This window comes from Luteibacter rhizovicinus, assembly GCF_004342265.1.
Taxonomy (GTDB): Bacteria; Pseudomonadota; Gammaproteobacteria; order Xanthomonadales; family Rhodanobacteraceae; genus Luteibacter; species Luteibacter rhizovicinus_B.
This window is the reverse complement of sequence record NZ_SMCS01000002.1, coordinates 510,896-529,942: the sequence shown is the minus strand read 5'-3', so window position 1 is coordinate 529,942 and position 19,047 is coordinate 510,896. Positions and strand designations below refer to the sequence as shown.

At 64.6% G+C, this 19,047-nt stretch carries 18 protein-coding genes; 13 read left to right on the top strand and 5 right to left on the bottom strand.

Annotated features, from left to right (window positions below):
• A complete protein-coding gene (locus EC912_RS19740; RefSeq protein ID WP_279389020.1) occupies nucleotides 1-129 on the top strand; it encodes a hypothetical protein in 129 nt (42 codons plus the stop codon).
• A 70-nt stretch (nucleotides 130-199) separates the two neighbouring features.
• Nucleotides 200-1,087, top strand: a complete 888-nt coding sequence (locus tag EC912_RS06470; RefSeq protein WP_132142323.1) for a cytochrome c oxidase subunit 3 — start codon at nucleotides 200-202, stop codon at nucleotides 1,085-1,087.
• A 105-nt stretch (nucleotides 1,088-1,192) separates the two neighbouring features.
• Here the strand turns inward: EC912_RS06470 and EC912_RS06465 are convergent, their stop codons facing one another.
• Nucleotides 1,193-1,411 (bottom strand): twin transmembrane helix small protein, encoded by a 219-nt coding sequence (locus EC912_RS06465; protein ID WP_036139356.1) that lies wholly within the window; start codon nucleotides 1,409-1,411, stop codon nucleotides 1,193-1,195.
• A 59-nt stretch (nucleotides 1,412-1,470) separates the two neighbouring features.
• On the opposite strand from EC912_RS06465, the gene EC912_RS06460 reads away from it, so the two are divergent.
• From EC912_RS06460 to cyoE, 4 genes are read left to right on the top strand one after another with little or no spacing between them, the layout of a single operon-like run.
• The gene (locus EC912_RS06460; protein ID WP_132142322.1) at nucleotides 1,471-2,202 is read left to right on the top strand and encodes an SURF1 family protein; all 732 of its coding nucleotides are present in this window, start codon (nucleotides 1,471-1,473) and stop codon (nucleotides 2,200-2,202) included.
• Nucleotides 2,199-2,765, top strand: a complete 567-nt coding sequence (locus EC912_RS06455) for a hypothetical protein (RefSeq protein WP_132142321.1) — start codon at nucleotides 2,199-2,201, stop codon at nucleotides 2,763-2,765. The genes EC912_RS06460 and EC912_RS06455 overlap by 4 nt, the downstream gene beginning before the upstream one ends.
• Nucleotides 2,765-3,928 (top strand): COX15/CtaA family protein, encoded by a 1,164-nt coding sequence (locus EC912_RS06450; protein ID WP_132142320.1) that lies wholly within the window; start codon nucleotides 2,765-2,767, stop codon nucleotides 3,926-3,928. The genes EC912_RS06455 and EC912_RS06450 overlap by 1 nt, the downstream gene beginning before the upstream one ends.
• Before the next feature lies 1 nt (nucleotide 3,929).
• Nucleotides 3,930-4,847 (top strand): heme o synthase, encoded by a 918-nt coding sequence (cyoE, locus tag EC912_RS06445; protein WP_132142319.1) that lies wholly within the window; start codon nucleotides 3,930-3,932, stop codon nucleotides 4,845-4,847.
• Between the two features lie 80 nt (nucleotides 4,848-4,927).
• Here cyoE and EC912_RS06440 read toward each other — a convergent pair whose 3' ends face one another.
• Together EC912_RS06440 and hemH are read right to left on the bottom strand one after the other, a co-directional pair.
• Nucleotides 4,928-5,764: an alpha/beta fold hydrolase gene (locus EC912_RS06440; RefSeq protein ID WP_132142318.1), complete on the bottom strand. Its 837-nt coding sequence runs from the start codon at nucleotides 5,762-5,764 to the stop codon at nucleotides 4,928-4,930.
• Complete coding sequence (hemH, locus tag EC912_RS06435) at nucleotides 5,757-6,878, bottom strand: ferrochelatase (RefSeq protein ID WP_132142317.1); 1,122 nt, start codon at nucleotides 6,876-6,878, stop codon at nucleotides 5,757-5,759. The genes EC912_RS06440 and hemH overlap by 8 nt, the downstream gene beginning before the upstream one ends.
• Before the next feature lie 111 nt (nucleotides 6,879-6,989).
• Between hemH and EC912_RS06430 the strand changes: the two genes are divergently transcribed.
• From EC912_RS06430 to EC912_RS06410, 5 genes are all read left to right on the top strand, one after another.
• On the top strand, nucleotides 6,990-7,679 hold the full coding sequence (locus EC912_RS06430) for a lipid-binding SYLF domain-containing protein (RefSeq protein ID WP_132142316.1): 690 nt from the start codon (nucleotides 6,990-6,992) through the stop codon (nucleotides 7,677-7,679).
• Nucleotides 7,680-7,743: 64 nt separating this feature from the next.
• Nucleotides 7,744-7,998, top strand: a complete 255-nt coding sequence (gene tatA, locus EC912_RS06425; RefSeq protein WP_132142315.1) for a twin-arginine translocase TatA/TatE family subunit — start codon at nucleotides 7,744-7,746, stop codon at nucleotides 7,996-7,998.
• 12 nt (nucleotides 7,999-8,010) lie between these two features.
• Complete coding sequence (tatB, locus tag EC912_RS06420; protein WP_132142314.1) at nucleotides 8,011-8,427, top strand: Sec-independent protein translocase protein TatB; 417 nt, start codon at nucleotides 8,011-8,013, stop codon at nucleotides 8,425-8,427.
• Nucleotides 8,414-9,181 carry a twin-arginine translocase subunit TatC gene (gene tatC / locus EC912_RS06415; RefSeq protein WP_132142313.1) on the top strand — a complete coding sequence of 256 codons (768 nt, stop codon included), beginning with the start codon at nucleotides 8,414-8,416 and terminating at the stop codon, nucleotides 9,179-9,181. The genes tatB and tatC overlap by 14 nt, the downstream gene beginning before the upstream one ends.
• Nucleotides 9,178-9,789, top strand: coding sequence for a LysE/ArgO family amino acid transporter (locus EC912_RS06410; protein ID WP_132142312.1), 612 nt, complete (start codon nucleotides 9,178-9,180; stop codon nucleotides 9,787-9,789). The genes tatC and EC912_RS06410 overlap by 4 nt, the downstream gene beginning before the upstream one ends.
• Before the next feature lie 192 nt (nucleotides 9,790-9,981).
• On the opposite strand, the gene EC912_RS06405 is transcribed toward EC912_RS06410, so the two are convergent.
• Together EC912_RS06405 and EC912_RS06400 are read right to left on the bottom strand one after the other, a co-directional pair.
• Nucleotides 9,982-11,340 (bottom strand): S41 family peptidase, encoded by a 1,359-nt coding sequence (locus EC912_RS06405; protein WP_132142311.1) that lies wholly within the window; start codon nucleotides 11,338-11,340, stop codon nucleotides 9,982-9,984.
• Nucleotides 11,341-11,394: 54 nt separating this feature from the next.
• Entirely contained in the window at nucleotides 11,395-12,561 is a 1,167-nt protein-coding gene (locus EC912_RS06400; protein ID WP_132142310.1) for a murein hydrolase activator EnvC family protein, read from the bottom strand.
• Nucleotides 12,562-13,025: 464 nt separating this feature from the next.
• On the opposite strand from EC912_RS06400, the gene gltB reads away from it, so the two are divergent.
• On the top strand, nucleotides 13,026-17,477 hold the full coding sequence (gene gltB / locus EC912_RS06395) for a glutamate synthase large subunit (RefSeq protein ID WP_132142309.1): 4,452 nt from the start codon (nucleotides 13,026-13,028) through the stop codon (nucleotides 17,475-17,477).
• The gene (locus tag EC912_RS06390; RefSeq protein WP_132142308.1) at nucleotides 17,474-18,910 is read left to right on the top strand and encodes an FAD-dependent oxidoreductase; all 1,437 of its coding nucleotides are present in this window, start codon (nucleotides 17,474-17,476) and stop codon (nucleotides 18,908-18,910) included. Before gltB ends, EC912_RS06390 begins: the two co-directional genes overlap by 4 nt.
• Nucleotides 18,911-19,047 lie beyond the last annotated feature (137 nt).

The window sequence follows — 19,047 nt, the reverse complement described above, 5'->3', positions numbered from 1 at the left end:
ATGACACAGTCTTTGCAGGAACAGGACATCGCGGCGCGAAAAAAGCGCGCTCGCCGCACCGCTCTCATCGCAGGGTGCGTCGCATTGGCGATCTTCGTGATGTCCATCGTGCAGATGCTGAAGATCTGAGCAGGCAGTTTCCCGCGGTTCCCTGAGGGGCCGCGGGCGTTAGAGACAAGACATCCACGGGAACGTCACCATGGGTCATCAGCAAGACGCTTACTTCGTACCGAGCAAGAGCCAGTGGCCGATCGTGGCCGCCGTCTCCATGTTCGTCACCGTGTTCGGTGCGGCGCACTGGCTTAACGCCCAGCCCGGTCAGCCCGGTTTCGGCAAGGCGATGTTCTACGTCGGCCTGGCCATGATCCTCGGCATGTTCTTCGGCTGGTTCCGTTCGGTCATCCGCGAGTCCCTCGCCGGTAGCTACAACGACCAGGTGGACCGCTCGTTCCGTATGGGCATGATGTGGTTCATCTTCTCCGAAGTGATGTTCTTCGGTGCCTTCTTCGGCGCGTTGTTCTACGCCCGCATGTTCGCCATTCCCTGGCTGGGCGGCGAAGGCCACGGCGTCCTCACCCACCAGTTCGTCTGGGACGGCTATAGCGCCGCCTGGGGCGCCAGCGGTGGCGGCGGCCCGGAAAAGATCGGCGGTTTCTTCCAGACCATTCCGGCCTGGGGTCTCCCGCTGCTGAACACGCTGATCCTGCTGTCCTCGGGCGTCACGATCACCATCGCGCACCATGCCCTCAAGGCTGGCCAGCGCAAGCGCCTGCTCGTCGGTCTTGGCGCCACGGTGCTGCTGGGCTGCATGTTCCTGTACTTCCAGGCCCATGAGTACATGGAGGCCTATACCCACTTCAACCTCACGCTGAAGAGCGGCGTCTACGGCGCTACCTTCTTCATGCTGACGGGCTTCCACGGCATGCATGTGACGCTCGGCACCATCATGCTCGCCGTGATCTGGTTCCGTTGCGCCAAGGGTCACTTCACGAAGGACAACCACTTCGGCTTCGAAGCCGTCGCGTGGTACTGGCACTTCGTCGACGTGGTCTGGCTCGCACTGTTCCTGTTCGTGTACGTGCTTTAAGCCGAGCCCGTCACGATGGATGAAAAAAGCCCGCCATTCGGCGGGCTTTTTCGTTCGGCACCTGAGTCACCATGCCGCAGCCGAAGCGTCAAACCCCCAAGCGGGTTAGAATTGGCCCACCCCATGTGGGTGCAGCCAGCCCATGAAGATGCCCAGCGCCACCATGGCGATGAGCAGCAGCGACAGACCGATGCGGCGGGTGAGTGCCCAGACGGTGCGCTTGCTCTGACCCTTGTCGGTCATCATGAAGAACAGCGCCTGGCCGAGATTGAACAGAACGACCAGCAGAAGTATCACCAGCGCGTATTTATAGATGGTTTCCACGTGACCGTTCCCCTCGAATGCGATGGTCGAAGTATAGCGGCCGACAAGCGGTGCCCGGCATGAGCTGGCTGCGCCGTCCGTCGCGCTTCGCGGTGGCCCTTACCGTCGTGGGAACCCTGATTTTCGTGGGTCTGGGCTTCTGGCAGCTGCATCGGGCCGACGAAAAGGACGAACTTCTGCGGCGGTATGCCGCATCGGCCACGGCGCCGCAGGAACCGCTGTCTTCCGTGGAAGACGGCGCGCCCGCCGACCGCTATCCGCGCCTGGGCGCGGAGGGCGAGTTCGTACCCGACCGCTATTACATCCTCGACGACCAGACCCATGGCGGACAGGTCGGCATCCGTGTCTTCGTGCCTTTCCTGCCGCGAAACACCGACAAGGTACTGCTGGTCGACCTGGGCTTCCTTCCGAAGGAGGGCGGGAAGAATCCGTCGCTTCCGCCGCTGCCGCCGGGCCGGCAAGCGATCCACGGCCTGTACGTCCCGTCGCCGGGCGTCGGCATGCGGATGGGGGGCGATGCGCTGCCCGGGCAGACGGGGCCCCGCAAGTCGGTCGTCTATATCGACCTCGGCGAGATCGGAGCCGACTTCGGCCACACGCTGTATCCTCGCGTGCTGTTGCTCGATGCCGATCCGGCCAGCATCTACACGCGCGAATGGACGCCGGACGTTATGCCGCCGGCACGCCATCGCGCTTACGCTTTCCAGTGGTTCACCTTCGCTGTCGCGGCGGTGGTGATCTTCGTTCTCCTGCATCGCAAGCGACGCCCGAAACGGCCTTCAACGACATGACCGCACCGAACGTCTCCCCCGACAAACCCTCGTCCAGTGGCCGGCTGAAGCTGGTGCTGATCATGCTGGTCTTCCTCGCGCCCATCGTCGCGGCGGGTCTGCTCACTGTGAGCGGCTGGCAGCCGACCGGCAAGGGCAACGGCCAGCCGATCGAACCGCAGCGCAGTTTCGCCGACGTGAACATCGAACTGGTCGGCGGCGGCACCTATGCATGGCGCGACAGCGAGCCGCGCCTGACACTGGTCGCGCTGCCGGGCCCGGATTGCGGCAAGCAGTGCATCGCCATGCTGGAACTGATGCGCAACGCGCGCATTACGCTCAATCGCAATGCCGACCGCCTGCGTCTGCTGTATGTCGGCAAGCCCCCGGTGTCGCAGCCGGCGGTGATGAGCGACTGGCTGGTCGGCAACGACGTGGCGAACAAGCTGGAAGCCTTCCGGCCGACGCAGCCCGACACCGTCTCGGCGGTACTGGTCGAATCCAACACGACGGCACTGTCCTATTACCCCTCGGGTTTCGATCCGTCGGGGCTGCGCAAGGACATGCAGAAGGTGATTCGCTGATGTCGGCGCGCACGCTGAAAATCCTGCGCACGCTGGCCATGCTGGCGGCGGTATTCGCGTTCTGCATCGTGATGTTCGGTGCGTTCGTGCGCCTGTCGAACGCGGGCCTGTCCTGTCCCGACTGGCCTACCTGCTATGGCAAGGCCAGCTGGCCCGGACACGCGCAGGACATCGTGCAGGCCAACGAAGCATTCCCGGATCGCCCGTACGAAACGCACAAAGCGTGGCGCGAGCAGGTCCACCGTTTCCTCGCCGGCGGTCTTGGCGTGATGGTGCTGGCGATGGCGCTTATCGCCGTGTGGCGCCGCTGGTGGGCCATGCTGACGGTCGTCGTCGCGGCTGCGTTCGCGGCGGTAGGCGTGGCGATGTACATGCGTGGCGAACACATGGTGTCGTCGGTGCTTTCCGCGCTCGCGATCGCCTTGCCGCTGGCCGTCGCCATCGGCCTGCGTCGACCGGGTGCATGGCGCATCAGCGTCGCCGCGCTGGCGGTCATCATCTTCCAGGCCATGCTTGGCATGTGGACGGTGACGCTGTTGCTGAAGCCCATTGTCGTCATGGGTCATCTGCTCGGCGGTCTGGCCACGTTCGGCCTGCTGGCCTGGGCGGCGCTGCGTTTCGCCGGCGTCGGTTCGCGCGACGACGCCTATGCCGCGTTGCGTGCGCCCGTCACACTGGGCATCGTCATTCTCGTCTGCCAGATCGCGCTCGGCGGCTGGACCAGCTCGAATTACGCGGCACTCGCCTGCGGCACGGACTTCCCGAAGTGCCTCGGCGCGTGGTGGCCGGCGACCGATTTCCGCGAAGCGTTCGTCCTGTGGCGCGGCATCGGCGTGAACTACGAAGGCGGCGTGCTCGACATGGCCGCGCGCAGCGCGATCCAGATGGCGCATCGCATCGGCGCCTTCGTCGTCCTCTGCTATCTCGGCTGGCTGTCGCACAAGATGGCGCGCGCGGGTCTGCGCAAGATCGGCATCGCCATCGGTGTCGTGCTGATCGCGCAGATCGTGCTCGGTATCGGCAACGTCCATCTGGGCCTGCCGTTGCCGGTCGCCACCGCGCACAATGGCGTCGCCGCGCTGCTGCTGTTTACCCTGCTGGTCGCGCTCGCGCGTACCCAGCGCCTGCCGGCGACCCAGCTCGCCGTGGCGACGAGGAACTGACGTGAGCACCTTTAGCGAATACATGGAACTGACCAAGCCGCGCGTCGTCGCGCTGCTGGTGTTCTGCGCGGTCATCGGCATGTTCCTGGCCGTCGATTCGAACGGCGTGCGCGTGTTGCCGACATGGCATGCCGCGCTTTTCGGAACGATCGGTATCTGGATGGCGTCCGCATCGGCGGCAGCGTTCAATCACCTGATCGACCAGCGCATCGATAAGGTCATGGCGCGTACGGCGCATCGTCCGCTGGCCACGGGTCATCTCACGCCGCGCCAGGTTTTCATTTTCGCGATGTCGCTCGGCATCGTGGCGATGCTGGTGCTGGTGCTGCTGGTGAATATGCTCACGGCGGTGCTGACGTTCTTTTCGCTGATCGGTTACGCGGTGATTTACACGGCGTATCTGAAGCGCGCCACGCCGCAGAACATCGTCATCGGCGGTCTCGCCGGCGCCGCGCCGCCGGTGCTTGGCTGGGTGGCGGTCACCGATTCGCTGCATCCCTATGCGCTGCAACTGCTGCTGATTATCTTCGTCTGGACACCGCCGCATTTCTGGGCGCTGGCGATCTTCCGCCGCGACGATTATTCGCGTGCACAGGTACCGATGCTGCCGGTGACGCACGGTGTGGTCTATACGCGCTGGCATATCCTGTTTTACACCGTGCTACTTTTCCTGGTCACGCTGTTGCCGTATTTCACGGGCATGAGCGGCCTGATCTATCTGTTCGGCGCGGTGGTGCTCGGCGGTGGATTCCTCTACTACGCGGTGCGCCTGTTCAATCCGCCGGACGAGTTGTTCGCGATGAAGGTGTTCAACTATTCCATCGTGTACTTGATGGTGCTGTTCGCCTTCCTGCTGGCGGACCACTGGCTGGTCGACCCGGTCGTGCAGCCGGCTTTCAGTCTCGAACCGGTGGTCTGATCGCTCTTTTTTTTGCTTTCGGTGCTTTCGGTGCTTTCGGTGTTTTTTGGTCTCTGTGGGAGCGCGCAGAGCTGGGCGAGTCAGGCGAAATCCAGCGCCCACGCAGCCACCGCATCCGGATGTTCCAGATGCAGATGATGTCCACCTTCCATCGTCTGCGTGCGGATGTCGTCCACGCAGTCGATGCGTATCTGTAGCGCCTCGGGTTCCAGGTACGGCGGATGCGGCCGGGCGAGCAGCAGCGACGTCGGTGCCGCGAGTCCCAGCAACAAAGCCATCACCTGCGTTTCGGCGAAGCGGATCGGGGTCAAGCCCGACAGGCGCGGATCGCTGCGCCAGCTGTAGCCGCCGGGCACTTCGCGTAAACCGCGCTCCACGATGGGACGGGCCAGATCGCTGGCGAGGCCGCCGACCGCCACGCGCGCGGCGAGGGCGGAGTCGACATCGGCGAAGACGCGCAGATTGCGCGTGCTTTTCGGCGGCGCAGCCAGCGCATCGCGGAATCGATCCAGCGTACGCGAGCCGTCGTCGGCAAGCGGACCCAGACCTTCGATCAACAGCAGCCGGCGCACGCGTTCGGGCGCCGCGACCGCGAGCAGGGTGGCGATGCCCGCGCCGAGCGAATGTCCAAGCAGGTGGAATCGCGGCAGACCCAGCGCATCGACTGCGGCCAGCGCCGCGCGTACGTGGCCCATGTAGTGATAGTCGGCACCCGGCGGCAGATGGTCCGAATGGCCGTGGCCGGGAAGATCGAGCGCGATGACGCGGAAGCGCTTTGCCAGATGCGGTGCGAGCAGATCGAAACTCGCGGCGTTATCGAGCCAGCCGTGCAGCATCACCAGCGGCGGCGCATCCGGGTCGCCCCATTCCTGTGCGGCGATACCGAGCGATGGTGTCTGGATTTTCGTCTCACGCATCGGCTTGCGCCTTGCGTGCGCGGTCGCGCGATGCGGCAAGGCGGCCGGCGGCCGCCGCTGCGTCGTAGTCTTCTGCGAACTCCGGCCAGCCCTGCGTGTGGCGCAGGACGAGATCGGCCAGCGTCGCGACGTGCGCCGGTTCGGCATTGAGACAGGGGATGTAGCTCAGCGTCTCGCCACCGGCTTCGCGGAAGAAGTCGGCGTTCTGCATCGCGATTTCCTCAAGCGTTTCCAGGCAGTCGACCGCGAATCCCGGGCTGATGACGTCGATCCGTTTAATGCCTTGTTTGCCCAGCGCTTTGACGGTCTCGTCGGTATACGGATGCAGCCAGCGCTCGCGTCCCACGCGCGACTGGAAACTGAAGAGCGCTTCGTTTTCGTCCATGCCCAGCGCCTCGCGCAGCAGGCGCGCGGTGGCATGGCACTGGCAGAAATACGGATCGCCAGCCCGCACGTAGCGCTCCGGAATGCCGTGGAAGCTCAGCAGCAGGCGTTCGCCGCGGCCGTGGCGCGCCCAGTGCGCGCGCACGCTGTCGGCCAAGGCGGCGATGTAGCCGGGATCGGCGTGGTAGTCGTTGACGGTGCGAAGTTCGGGCGGCCAGCGCAGGGACTTGATCGTGTCGGCGAGCGCGTCGAACACCGTGCCGGTGGACGTGGCCGAATACTGCGGATACATCGGCAGGACGAGCAGGCGGCGCACGCCCTCGCGTTGCAGTTGCTCGATGGTCTCGCGCACCGTGGGCCGGCCGTAACGCATCGCCAGCGCCACCCGGACCGGGCCGCTGCGGCGCCGGCCGAGTTCGGCCTGCAAACCCGCCGCCAGCGCTTCGCTGCCAACGCGCAGCGGCGAACCCTGCGGCGTCCAGATGCGGGCGTAGGCATGGGCGGAGCGCTTGGGACGAATGCGCAGGATCACGCCGTGCAGGATCAGCTTCCACAGCCAGCGCGGGTATTCGATAACGCGTGGATCGCCAAGGAATTCCGCCAGATACGGACGCACGGCCGCGGCGGTGGGCGCCTCAGGTGTACCAAGATTAACCAGCAGCACCCCAGCCTGGGGCGGTATGTCGTGGGAATAGCCGGCAAGGCCGGTATAGTTTGGGGTGCCTGGCATCTTCGGCTTCGGAATTTCTTCGGAAAAACGAAGTCTGCCACAAGGTCGCGGCCACACCTTCGGCGCCGCTGCCGCTGCCGCCCTCGAATTTCCAAACAAGGAGCCTCTTCGATGACTCATCGCCTGCAACGCCTGCTCATACTCGGCCTGCTTGCCTTCGTGCCCGCCATGGCGGCACATGCCGAGGACCCGCCGCTGACGCGCGCGACGAACGCGGTGCGCGTGCTCAAGGAAATGGTCAACGAAGCCCCGGACAAGGCGGTTCCTTCCGATCTGCTCAAGAATGCGCGCGCCATCGCCGTCATTCCCGACATGGTCAAGGCGGGTTTCATTTTCGGCGGTAAGCGCGGCGAAGGCCTGATTTCGGTCAAGAGCCCCGACGGCACCTGGTCCAACCCCAGTTTCGTGACCATCACGGGCGGCAGCTTCGGCTTCCAGGCCGGTATCTCGTCGACCGACCTGATCCTGGTCTTCCGCACCGACCGTGGCGTGGACTCCATCGTCAACGGTAAATTCACGATCGGCGCCGACGCTTCCGCCGCCGCCGGTCCCGTGGGCCGCACCGCCCAGGCATCGACGGATAGCCAGCTGAAGGCCGAGATCTACTCGTATTCGCGCTCCAAGGGCCTCTTCGCCGGTGTCGCGCTCGACGGTGCCGCCCTGCGCATCGACGACGACGCCAACAAGGAAATCTATGGCGAAGGCGTCACGCCGCGCCGTATCTTCGAGGGCGGCGTAAGCAACGTACCTTCCCAGGTGGTCGACTTCCGCGACCGCCTGGAGGAGTACACTCAGCGATAATCCTGAACAATCCTGCGAGTGTCCGGTACATTAATCCGTCCGGACACGCGCTCGAGAGGCCCCCATGAGCATCACCCACATCGTTCTGCTGCTACTCGTCGTCGTACTGATCTTCGGTACGAAGAAACTCCGTAACATCGGTTCCGACATTGGCGGCGCCGTACGCGACTTCAAGAAAGGTCTCGACGGCGACGAAGAAGCCAAGGCCGAACGCGAGCGCCTGGAAGCCGAGCGCCTGCGCGCCGATCCGCCGCCCGCGAAGCCGGTGCCGCCGTCGACAGCCGACGCGAACGAGACGCCGCGCGATCGCGGCAACTGATCTTCCGCGACAATGATCGAGATCAGCTTCGGCAAACTGCTGCTGCTCGCGGTGGTAGCGTTGATCGTGCTCGGCCCGGAGAAACTTCCCGGGGCCGCCCGCACGGCCGGCGCGCTGCTGCGTCGCATGCGTAGCGGCTGGGACAGCGTACGCGCCGAGGTCGAGCGCGAAATCCAGGCCGAAGAGATCAAGCGCACGCTGCGCGAAACGGCGGATGCCGCACGCGCCACGCACGACAGCGTGCGCGACGACATTCGCGGGACCACGGACCGCGTGCGCGATTCCTTCACCGACTCGCAGATCGCCCGCCATACCGCGCCCGACGCCGTACCCGATCCCCAGCAGCATATGCTCCCCCTGAATGCGCCGGCGCAGGCCGAGCCATCCGTGGACCCGGAGCCCAGGAACGACCCGCATGGCCGCAGTTGACCCCGATCCGTCCGAGAAGGACGCGATCGAAGAGGGCTTGTTCTCGCACCTGATCGAACTGCGTTCCCGTCTGCTCCGCGCCATCGTCACCCTGTTGCTGGTGTTGCTTGCGTTGGTGCCCGTCGCGAACTGGCTGTACGCGGAACTGGCGCTGCCGCTGGTCCAGCGTCTTCCCGCGGGGGCGCACCTGATTGCCACGGAAGTGGCCAGTCCGTTCGTGACGCCGCTGAAGCTCGCGTTCTATGTCGCGCTGTTCATCAGCATGCCGATGATCCTGTACCAACTCTGGGCTTTCGTCAGTCCCGGTCTGTACCGGCACGAAAAGCGTCTTGCCCGTCCGTTGCTCGTCGCGGCGCTGGTGCTGTTCTACGCCGGCTGCGCGTTCGCGTACTACATCGTGATGCCGGCGGCGTTCCGCTTTCTTACCGCTGTCACGCCCGAGGGCGTGCAGATGATGACGGACATCACGCATTACCTCGATTTCGTCGTGCTGATGTTCTTCGCGTTCGGTCTCTGCTTCGAGGTGCCGGTCGCGGTCGTGATCCTCGCGGCGGTCGGCGTCGTGGATGCCGAGAAACTCAGCAAGGGACGCAGCTACGCCATCGTCGGTGCCTTCGCGATTTCGGCGTTCATCACGCCACCCGATCTGCTGTCGATGGTCATGCTCGCCATTCCGATGTGCCTGCTTTATGAGCTGGGTCTGCTGGCGGTGCGTTTTCTCTTGAAACCTGGGCAGGAAATCAAGGAACGATGAGCGACGCTTTCGTTTCGGGACTGCTGCTTGGCGCGTCCCTGATCATCGCCATCGGTGCGCAGAACGCCTTCGTTCTCAGGCAAGGGTTGCTCAGGCAGCATCGCCTGCCGGTCGCGCTGTTCTGTGCGCTGTCGGACGCGTTGCTGATCATCGCCGGCGTTGCCGGGCTCGGTAGCCTCATCGGCAACCATCGTGGACTGATGCTCGCGATCGGTATCGCCGGCGCGTTGGTGCTGGTCTGGTACGGCATCAAGGCCGCGCGCCGCGCTTTTCATCCCGACACGATTCACATGGACGAAAGCGCGCCACCCGCGCGCCTGCTGCCGGTACTCGCCACGTGCGCGGCATTCACCTGGGGCAATCCCCACGTCTATCTCGACACCGTCGTGCTGATCGGCAGCCTGTCGACCGCATGGACACCCGGCGCCGCGCGCGCATGGTTCGCGACGGGCGCCGCTACCGCGTCGTTCGTCTGGTTCTTCGGACTGGCCTACGGCTCGCGCGTGCTCGTACCGTTGTTTCGCAAACCGATGGCGTGGCGCGTGCTCGATGGGCTGATCGCGCTGGTCATGTGGGCGATAGCGTTGCGATTGCTTTTGTCCCTCTGAGATCGTGCCGTTTCGTTCGAAAGCAACATTCCACGACTGATCTGTAGGAGCGCTCTTGAGCGCGAAAGCCAACGGAGCGAAAACGCCGTGCATTGCAACGCCAGCCCGTGGATCGGGGCTGGCGAATGTGAGCATCCGTTTCCACCTCCCGTCGGCTATCGCGCTCAAGAGCGCTCCTACAAACAGCGTTCGCTACTTGGTTGCGGGCGCCGGGCGATTCAGCGCCATGCCCTTCAGTACGTTCAGCGCTTGCGACAGCGCATAGTCTTCGATCGCCAGCTTGCCCTCGTCGTCGTTCGCGGACTGCTCGTCGGCACCGGCTTTTTCGTTGACCAGATGATTCGGCAGGTCGGCTTCCGAGCCGATCAGCTGCGGCGGCGTGTCGGCTTTGTTGACCGCGAGATCCGCGAGCGCGATGTCCGGCTTGATGCCTTCGGCCTGGATCGACGTGCCGTTCGGCGTGTAGTAACGCGCCGTGGTGATTTTAACGGCGTGTTCGGCATCCAGTGGCAATACCGTTTGCACGACGCCCTTGCCGAACGTGCGACGACCCATCGTCAGTGCGCGGCGATTGTCCTTCAGTGCGCCCGCGACGATTTCGGCAGCGGATGCCGTGCCGTTGTCGGTCAGGATGACCATCGGTGCGCCGCGCAGCAGATCGCCGGGATGCGCATCGAAGCGCAGGTTGGCGTCGGTGAGGCGGCCCTTGGTGGTGACGATGTTGCCAGAGTCGAGGAACGCGTCGCTGACGCCGACCGCTGCCGTGAGCAGGCCGCCGGGATTCGAGCGGAGATCCAGCACCGCACCCTTCTGCGGTCCGTTTTTCGCGATCAGCGCGTTGAGTTTCTTTTCCAGATCGCTGGACGTGTCTTCCTGGAACTGGCTGAGGCGGATGTAAGCAAAGCCGGGCGCCAGTTCGCGCACTTTCACGCTGGTCACGGCGATGCGTTCGCGTACCAGCGGCATGTCGACGGGTTTGTCGGTCTTCTCGTGAAGGATCGTGAGCGTGATCTTGCTGCCAGGAGCGCCACGCAGCTTCTTGAACGATTCGTCGATGTTCTGCGCGTCGATCAGCTTGCCGTCGATCTTGAGAATGGTGTCGCCGGGCTTGATGCCCGCTCGCGACGCAGGCGTGTCGTCGATCGGCGAGACGATCTTCAGCAGGCCGTCGACCTGGAGTACTTCAATGCCAAGACCGCCGTACTGGCCCGTGGTGTCCTCGTTGAGTTCGTCGAGGCCTTCCTTGTCCAGATACTGGCTATGCGGATCGAGGCCCGCCAGCATGCCGCTGATGGCGGCTTTCATGATGGTCTTGTTGTCGAGTTTTTCGACGTAGGCCTGGCGCACGATCTGGTACACCCGCGTGAAATTGCGAATGTCTTCCAGACTGACCGGTTCGTCGGCCTTCGCGGCGATGGCGGCGGCGGTCGTCGACGAAGCGGCGAGCGCATCGGGTTGTTTCACGGCCTGGCCATGGGCGGGCAGGGCGATGGCTGCGACGCCGATGGCGAACGCCGCGCAAAGTGCCGTGCTCAGGGGGTGATGACGCATGCCAGTCTCCGGTATTGCTTGCAGGGGGTAGATGGGGGACGCGTGTGATCGATGTTACTTGTGCTGGCTGAGCCACGTTCTGGGATCGACCGGCTTGCCGTTCTGGCGCAGCTCGAAATACACGCCGCCGTTGGCACCAGCGGGCAGCGCGGCCGTGCCAACCGATTCGCCGGCCTCGACCATGTCGCCGACGTTGTGCAGCAGCGTTTCATTATTGCCGTACAGGCTCATCCAGCCATTGCCGTGGTTCACGATCAGCATCATGCCGTACCCGCGCAGGAAGTTGGCGAAAACCACGCGCCCGCGGGACACGGCATGCACTTCGCCGCCGCGCGGCGCACCGATCAGTACGCCTGCGCCGAATGCATGGACCGGACCGGACGCGGGCCACGGCAGGTTGCCGCGGAGGTTGGCTGTCGGAGCGTTCGCCGGCACTCCCTTGGGCGCGCTGGGTGCCGTGGCCTTGGGTGCCTCGTCGATGATCTTCTGCAGCTTCGCGACCAGCGAGTTCATGGCCTCTTCGTTTTGCTTCAGAGCGGCGATGCGCTGGGCCTGATCCTTGTACTTCGAATCCGCCTCGGCCACGGCCTTCTGCTGTTTGCCGCGCTGGCTTTCCAGGTCGCGCGCACGCTTTTCCCGTTCGGCGAGTGTCGATTTCAGCGCTTCCTGTTCGGCCACGATCGCCGATTCGACCTCCTGAAGCTTCGAAAGATCCGCCAGCAGGGAGCGGATGCGTTCTACCCGGTTTTCCTGGAAGTAGCGCGAGTAGGCGAGGGCGCGGGAGATCTTGGCGACATCCTCGTCGCCCAGCAGCAATTGCAGGTCCGAACCCCGGCCCAGCGTATAGGTGGCGCGAAGGAGGTCGTCCAGGGCTCCCTTCTGCTTCGCGAGACCGGCCTGAAGGCCATCGCGCTGCTGCCCCAGCTGTTCCAGGTCCTGGCGTTTGGATGCCAGCTCGGCGTCCGTGGTGCGTACCGCGCGGGCGGCCGTCGACACCTGTTCGGCCTGACGGGCCAGCTCGGCGTTGGCGCTGTCGCGGGTGTTAGCCGTTTCCCGCTGTTCGCGGGTCAGGGAGTCCAGATTCTTGCGGACGTCGTCCAGCTTCTGTTTCGTCTCGGCCTGTTCGGTTCGGGCCTTGGCCTCCTGCGCCGTGGCGGGGAGGACGTGAAGGGCGACCGGGGCGGCGAGGAGGAGGGTGAAGAGGCAGGTGCGTGGATGCATGGCCGGATTATCACCCAGCGCCGGGCGGCGCGGGGCACCCGGCCGCTGGCCCCGGCGTTTTTCGTAGGAGCCCGCTTGCGGGCGAAAGCCCACGGAGCGGAGATGCCGTGGGTGACGTCCGTGAGCCGGGAGTCCGGGCTCGCGGAGAAAGCCTCCCGCGTCTCCCGCTCCGTGGGCTTTCGCCCGCAAGCGGGCTCCTGCAAGGGGAGCGAAGGGCGTTGGTATCGCCGTGGACCGGCGTCGTGACTGGGCTTGTCGGGACTGGTCTGCGCGCTCGCGCTGTAAGAATTCCGTTGTGCGGCCGTTGCCATCCCATTTAGACGTCCAGACGTTTTGACGCGTCGCGGCAAATGTGCGTAAAGTGGGGCGCATGCCCGATCGTGCTTCGTGTGCGGCAGAACTATCGCCGCGCAGGAAAGTTGCGCTCCGGGCGCCCAGCAAAGCCTAATGCCAGGAGGAGGCGGATGGTGAAGCAAGGCATTCCGCGACTCTATGATGAGGCGTTCGAACACGATAGCTGCGGCTTTGGCATCGTTGCGCAGATAGACGGCCATGCGAGCGCCGCACTGGTCGATACGGCATTTTCGGCGCTCGCGAAACTGTCCCATCGCGGCGGCGTCAATGCGGATGGCGTCAGCGGCGACGGTTGCGGCGTGCTTATCCGCCGTCCCGTCGATTGGTTGCGGGCACTGGCCAGCGACTCGGGTATCGCGGTGAGCGATCGTTTCGCGGCGGGCGTGGTCTTTCTCGATCCGTCCGGCGACGACGGTGCCGCCGACGAATTCGGCCGTCACCTGCTCGCCGCGGGTCTGACGGTCGCCGGGTGGCGCGACGTTCCCGTCGACCCGGAAGCATGCGGACCCCAGGCCGCCGCGGCGATGCCGCGCGTGCGCCAGGTATTCGTGGACGCCGGCGCCGATATGGACGATGCCGTTTTCGAAGCGGCCCTGTTCCGCGCCCGTCGCCGCGCCGAAGTGGCGCTGGCCGACGATGTGCATTTCTACGTGGTGTCGCTGTCCGCTCAGGTCATCGGTTACAAGGCCATGGCGGCTCCGGGCCATCTGCGTCAGGTGTACTCGGACCTCGTTCATCCGGCCCTGATCGCCGACGCCGTCGTTTTCCATCAGCGCTTCTCCACCAATACGTCGCCGCAGTGGCGTCTGGCGCAGCCGTTCCGTCTGCTGGCGCACAACGGCGAAATCAATACGATCCGCGCCAATCGCCGCTGGATGCAGGCGCGTCAGTCGGTCATGCGATCGCCCAAGGTCGACCTGTCCGATATCGGTCCGCTGGTGCGGCAGAAGGGTTCGGATTCGGAAAGCCTCGACAACGCGCTGGAAGTGCTGCTGGTCGGCGGCATGGACCTGCTCACCGCGATGCGCGTACTCGTGCCGCCGGCGTATTCGGCGCGCGAGGATATCGACGAAGATCTTTCGGCGTTCTATGAATATTACGCATTGCACAGCGAACCCTGGGACGGTCCAGCGGGTCTGGTGATGTGCGACGGCCGTTATGCCGCCTGCACGCTGGACCGGAACGGATTGCGTCCCGCGCGCTGGGCGTTGTCGGACGACAATCATCTTATCGTCGCCTCCGAAGCAGGTCTGTGGGACGTGCCTTCGGCGCGCGTGGTGGCGAAGGGGCGTCTTGCACCCGGCGAAATGATCGCCGTCGATTTCCGCGAGCACCGCCTGCTGCGCGATGCCGACATCGATGCGATCAATCGTGCCCGCGCACCGTTCCGCGACTGGTTGCGTGCGGGCGTGACCTATCTGGAATCCGATCTCATCGATCCCAGTCTCGCCGCCGAACCGCTGCCTGCCGACGAACTGAAGCGTTACCAGAAGCTCTATGGACTGTCGCGCGAAGAATGCGAGTCGGTGCTGAAAGTGCTGGCCGAAACGGAAGCCGAGGCGACCGGATCGATGGGCGACGACACGCCGATGGCCGTGCTGTCGCGTCAGATCCGTCCGCTGTTCGACCGTTTCCGCCAGGGCTTCGCGCAAGTCACCAACCCGCCCATCGATCCGCTGCGCGAGCGACTGGTCATGTCGCTGGTGACGCAGATCGGTCAGGAACGCAACATCTTCGATCTCGGTCCCGAGAACGCGAAGCAGATCCTGCTCAATTCGCCGGTGCTTTCCCAGCGCAAGCTTCGCCAGATCCTCGCGCATCCGGATTACGCCGACACGCCGCGCTTCGACCTGATGTACGGCGACGACGAAACCTTGCAGTCGGCGCTCGTGCGTATCTGCGACGCCGCCGAGGCGGCAGTGCGCTCGGGGGTGCGCGTCGTATTCCTGAGCGACCGTTATCCTCGTCGCGACATGCTGCCGATCCATTCGCTGCTGGCGGTGGGCGCGGTGCATGCGCGTCTGGTGGATACCGGCCTGCGATGTCAATGCAACATCATGGTCGAGACCGCCACGCCGCGCGATCCGCATCACTTCGCGTGCCTGCTCGGCTTCGGCGCCACGGCCATCTATCCCTGGCTCGCTTACCAGAGCCTGTTCGACATGGGCCGCAGCGGCCACATCCGCAAGGGCGAAGGCGCGCCGCGGGAAATCGGACGTAACTACCGTCGCGGTATTCGCAAAGGTCTTCTGAAGATCCTTTCGAAGATGGGCATTTCGACCGTCGCGGGTTATCGCGGTGCGCAGCTCTTCGAAATCGTGGGCCTTGCGCCCGACGTCGTCGAACTTTGTTTCCCCGGCACGCCGTCGCGCATCGGCGGTTCGGGCTTCGCCGATCTGGAGCACGAACAGCGCCTGCTTGCCGCGGAAGCGTGGGACGAGGCGCAGTCGCTGCGCGCGGGTGGCCTGTACAAGTACGTGCATGGCGGCGAGTTCCACATGTACAACCCGGACGTCATCGCGAGTCTGCAGGTGGCCGTACGCACGGGCGAATGGGCGGATTACCGTCGCTATGCCCAGTACGTCGATACGCGTCCGCCATCGGCGTTGCGCGATCTCCTGGTACCGCGCGAAGGCACGGCGATTCCGCTGGACGAAGTCGAGCCGGTGGAAGATATCCTGCGTCGCTTCGATTCGGCCGGCATGTCGCTCGGTGCGCTGTCGCCGGAAGCCCACGAGGCTCTCGCGATCGCGATGAACCGTCTCGGTGCGCGCAGCAATTCCGGCGAAGGTGGCGAAGATCCCGCGCGTTACGGTACCGACCGCGCGTCGAAGATCAAGCAGGTCGCGTCCGGCCGCTTCGGCGTCACGCCGTCGTATCTGGTCAATGCCGAGGTATTGCAGATCAAGATCGCGCAGGGCGCCAAGCCCGGCGAGGGCGGTCAGCTTCCCGGTCACAAGGTCGACGCCACCATCGCGCGTCTGCGTTATGCGAAGCCCGGTATTGGCCTCATTTCGCCGCCGCCGCATCACGACATCTATTCCATCGAAGATCTCGCGCAGCTGATCCACGACCTGAAGGAAGTGAATCCGCAGGCGCTGATTTCGGTGAAGCTCGTCTCGCATGCAGGCGTCGGCACGGTGGCGGCGGGCGTGGTGAAGGCGGGCGCGGATCTGATCACGGTGTCCGGGCACGATGGCGGTACGGGCGCCAGTCCGCTGACGTCGATCAAATACGCCGGTACGCCGTGGGAACTGGGTCTGGCCGAGACGCAGCAAACGTTGCGCCTGAACGACCTGCGCGGTCGCGTGCGCCTGCAGACCGATGGCGGCCTGAAGACTGGCCTCGACGTCATCAAGGCGGCGATGCTCGGCGCGGAGAGTTTCGGTTTCGGTACGGGACCGATGGTCGCGCTCGGGTGCAAATACCTGCGCATCTGTCATCTGAACAACTGCGCCACGGGCGTGGCTACGCAGCATCCGGTATTGCGTCAGAAGCATTTCCTCGGCCTGCCCGATATGGTGATGAACTACTTCCGCTTCGTCGCGGAAGATGTCCGTCAGCACATGGCGCGGCTGGGCGTTCGTTCGCTTGCCGAACTCATCGGCCAGAGCGGCCGGCTGGAGCAACGTCATGGCGTCACGCCGGTGCAGGATCAGCTCGATCTCTCGCCGCTGATCGCCGAGGACGCGCTGGGTTCGAAGGTCGACTTCGCCTGCGCGCTGGCACGCAATCCGATGCGCGATCCGGCCACACTGGCCAATCGCATATCGGCGGATACACGCCTCATTGTCGCCGATGGCGTGGGCGGCACGTTCCGTTACCCCATCGTCAATACGGACCGCGCCATCGGTGCGCGTCTGTCGGGTGACGTCGCGCGTCGTTGGGGCGATGTCGGTATGGCCGGCAAGCCCGTCGTGCTGCATCTGGAAGGTGCGGCGGGGCAGAGTCTCGGCGCGTGGAATGCTGGCGGTGTCCACATCGATCTGGTCGGCGAAGCAAACGACGGTGTCGGCAAGGGCATGGCGGGCGGTCGCATTGTCGTGCGTCCGCCTGACGATTCTCCGTTCGCCAGTCAGGACGCCACGATCATCGGCAACACCTGTCTGTACGGTGCGACCGGCGGCGAGCTTTACGCTGCGGGTCAGGCGGGCGAACGCTTCGCCGTGCGCAACTCCGGCGCACTCGCGGTCGTCGAAGGCGCCGGCGATCACTGCTGCGAATACATGACGGGCGGCATCGTCGCCGTACTCGGCGGCACGGGTCTGAACTTCGGCGCGGGCATGACGGGCGGTTTCGCCTATGTGCTCGATCTGGAGCGCGACTTCGTCGATTGCTACAACCATGAACTCGTGGACATCGTGCGCATTTCGCCCGAAGGCATGGAGCATTACATGCAGCATCTGCGCCAGCTCATCGCGCGCCATGTCGAACTCACGCACAGCAAGTGGGGTCGTCATGTGCTCGGCGATTTCCGCGGTCTGTTGCAGCGCTTCTGGCTGGTGAAGCCGAAGGCCGCCAGTCTCGATGCGCTGGCCGAAGAACTGAGGAGTGCGGCATGAGTTCGAAGGACTTCCGTTTCCTCGAGATTCCGCGGCAGACGCCGCGCACCGTGCCGGTCGCGGTACGCGTACTCGGGTATGGCGAAATCTCCGGCGACTTTGCGTCGACCGAAGCGGCGTCGCAATCGGAGCGCTGCATCGATTGCGGCAATCCGTACTGCGAACATGCCTGTCCGGTACACAACTACATTCCGAACTGGCTGAAGCTGGTGCAGGACGGGCGGTTGTTCGAAGCCGCCACTTTGATGCACGAAACCAATCCGCTGCCGGAAATCTGCGGCCGCGTATGTCCGCAGGATCGTTTGTGCGAAGGCGCATGCACGCTGGAGCAGGGCGATTTCGGCGCGGTCACCATCGGTAGCGTCGAGCGTTGGGTGACCGACGAGGCGATTCGGCAGGGCTGGCGGCCCGATCTTTCGCATGTCCGCGAAACCGGTGCGCGTGTCGCCATCGTGGGCGCGGGGCCGGCTGGACTTTCCTGCGCCGACAGGTTGCGTCGTGCGGGTATTGCCGCGCACGTGTTCGATCGGCAGCATGAAATCGGCGGTCTGCTGACCTTCGGCATTCCGCCGTTCAAGCTCGACAAGAACGTGGTGCGTACGCGTCGCATGGTGCTTGAAGGCATGGGCGTGCGCTTTCATCTGGGTGTCGAGATCGGCCGCGATATCGATTTCGCGGAACTGCTCAACGATTACGATGCGGTCTTCGTCGGTACGGGCGCCTACACCTATGTCGACGGTCGCCTCGAAGGACGCGACCTGGTCGGCGTGCACGATGCGCTGCCTTTCCTGATCGCCAATACCGAGCGTCTTCTGGACGAACGAGAACCCGCGCCGGAGTACGACTTGGCCGGCAAGCATGTCGTCGTTCTCGGCGGCGGCGATACCGGTATGGATTGCAACCGCACGGCGATCCGTCTCGGAGCCGCATCGGTCACCTGTGTATACCGTCGCGACGAAGCCAGCATGCCCGGATCGAGGCGCGAAGTGGGTTACAGCCGTGAAGAGGGTGTGCGGTTCCTGTTCCAGCGCCAGCCTCTGGCCTTGATTGGCGACGGTACGCGCGTGCGTGCCGTGCAGGTTGTGGAGACGCAGCTCGTCGACGATGGCGACGGTCGCCCGCGTCCGCGTAACGTAGCCGGCAGCGAAAGTGAGCTGCGTGCGGATGTGGTCATTCAGGCCTTCGGGTTCCAGCCGAGTCCACCGGATTGGTGCGATGTGTACGGTGTCGATCGCGATGAGAGCGGTCGAATTCGTGTCGGCGAGAATGGCAATCTTCCGCTGCAGACGAGCCATCCGAATATCTTCGCCGGTGGTGACAACGTACGCGGCGCCGATCTGGTTGTGCGTGCCGTGTATGACGGGCGTGAGGCGGCTGGGTCTATAGCGCGGATGCTGGCTGGGAAGAAGGCTGCAATCGCAGCGGTAGCGTAAAGCGCGAACGAGTGCGGTCGAGACAGCCGGTCGCATCGCGCTGGGTTCCTGCCCGCGCAGGAACGACGAGCAAGGGTGCACCACTAGCCTCAATCCGCTCCATCCCCGACAATGCCCCCATGCTTAGCCGTGGTCAC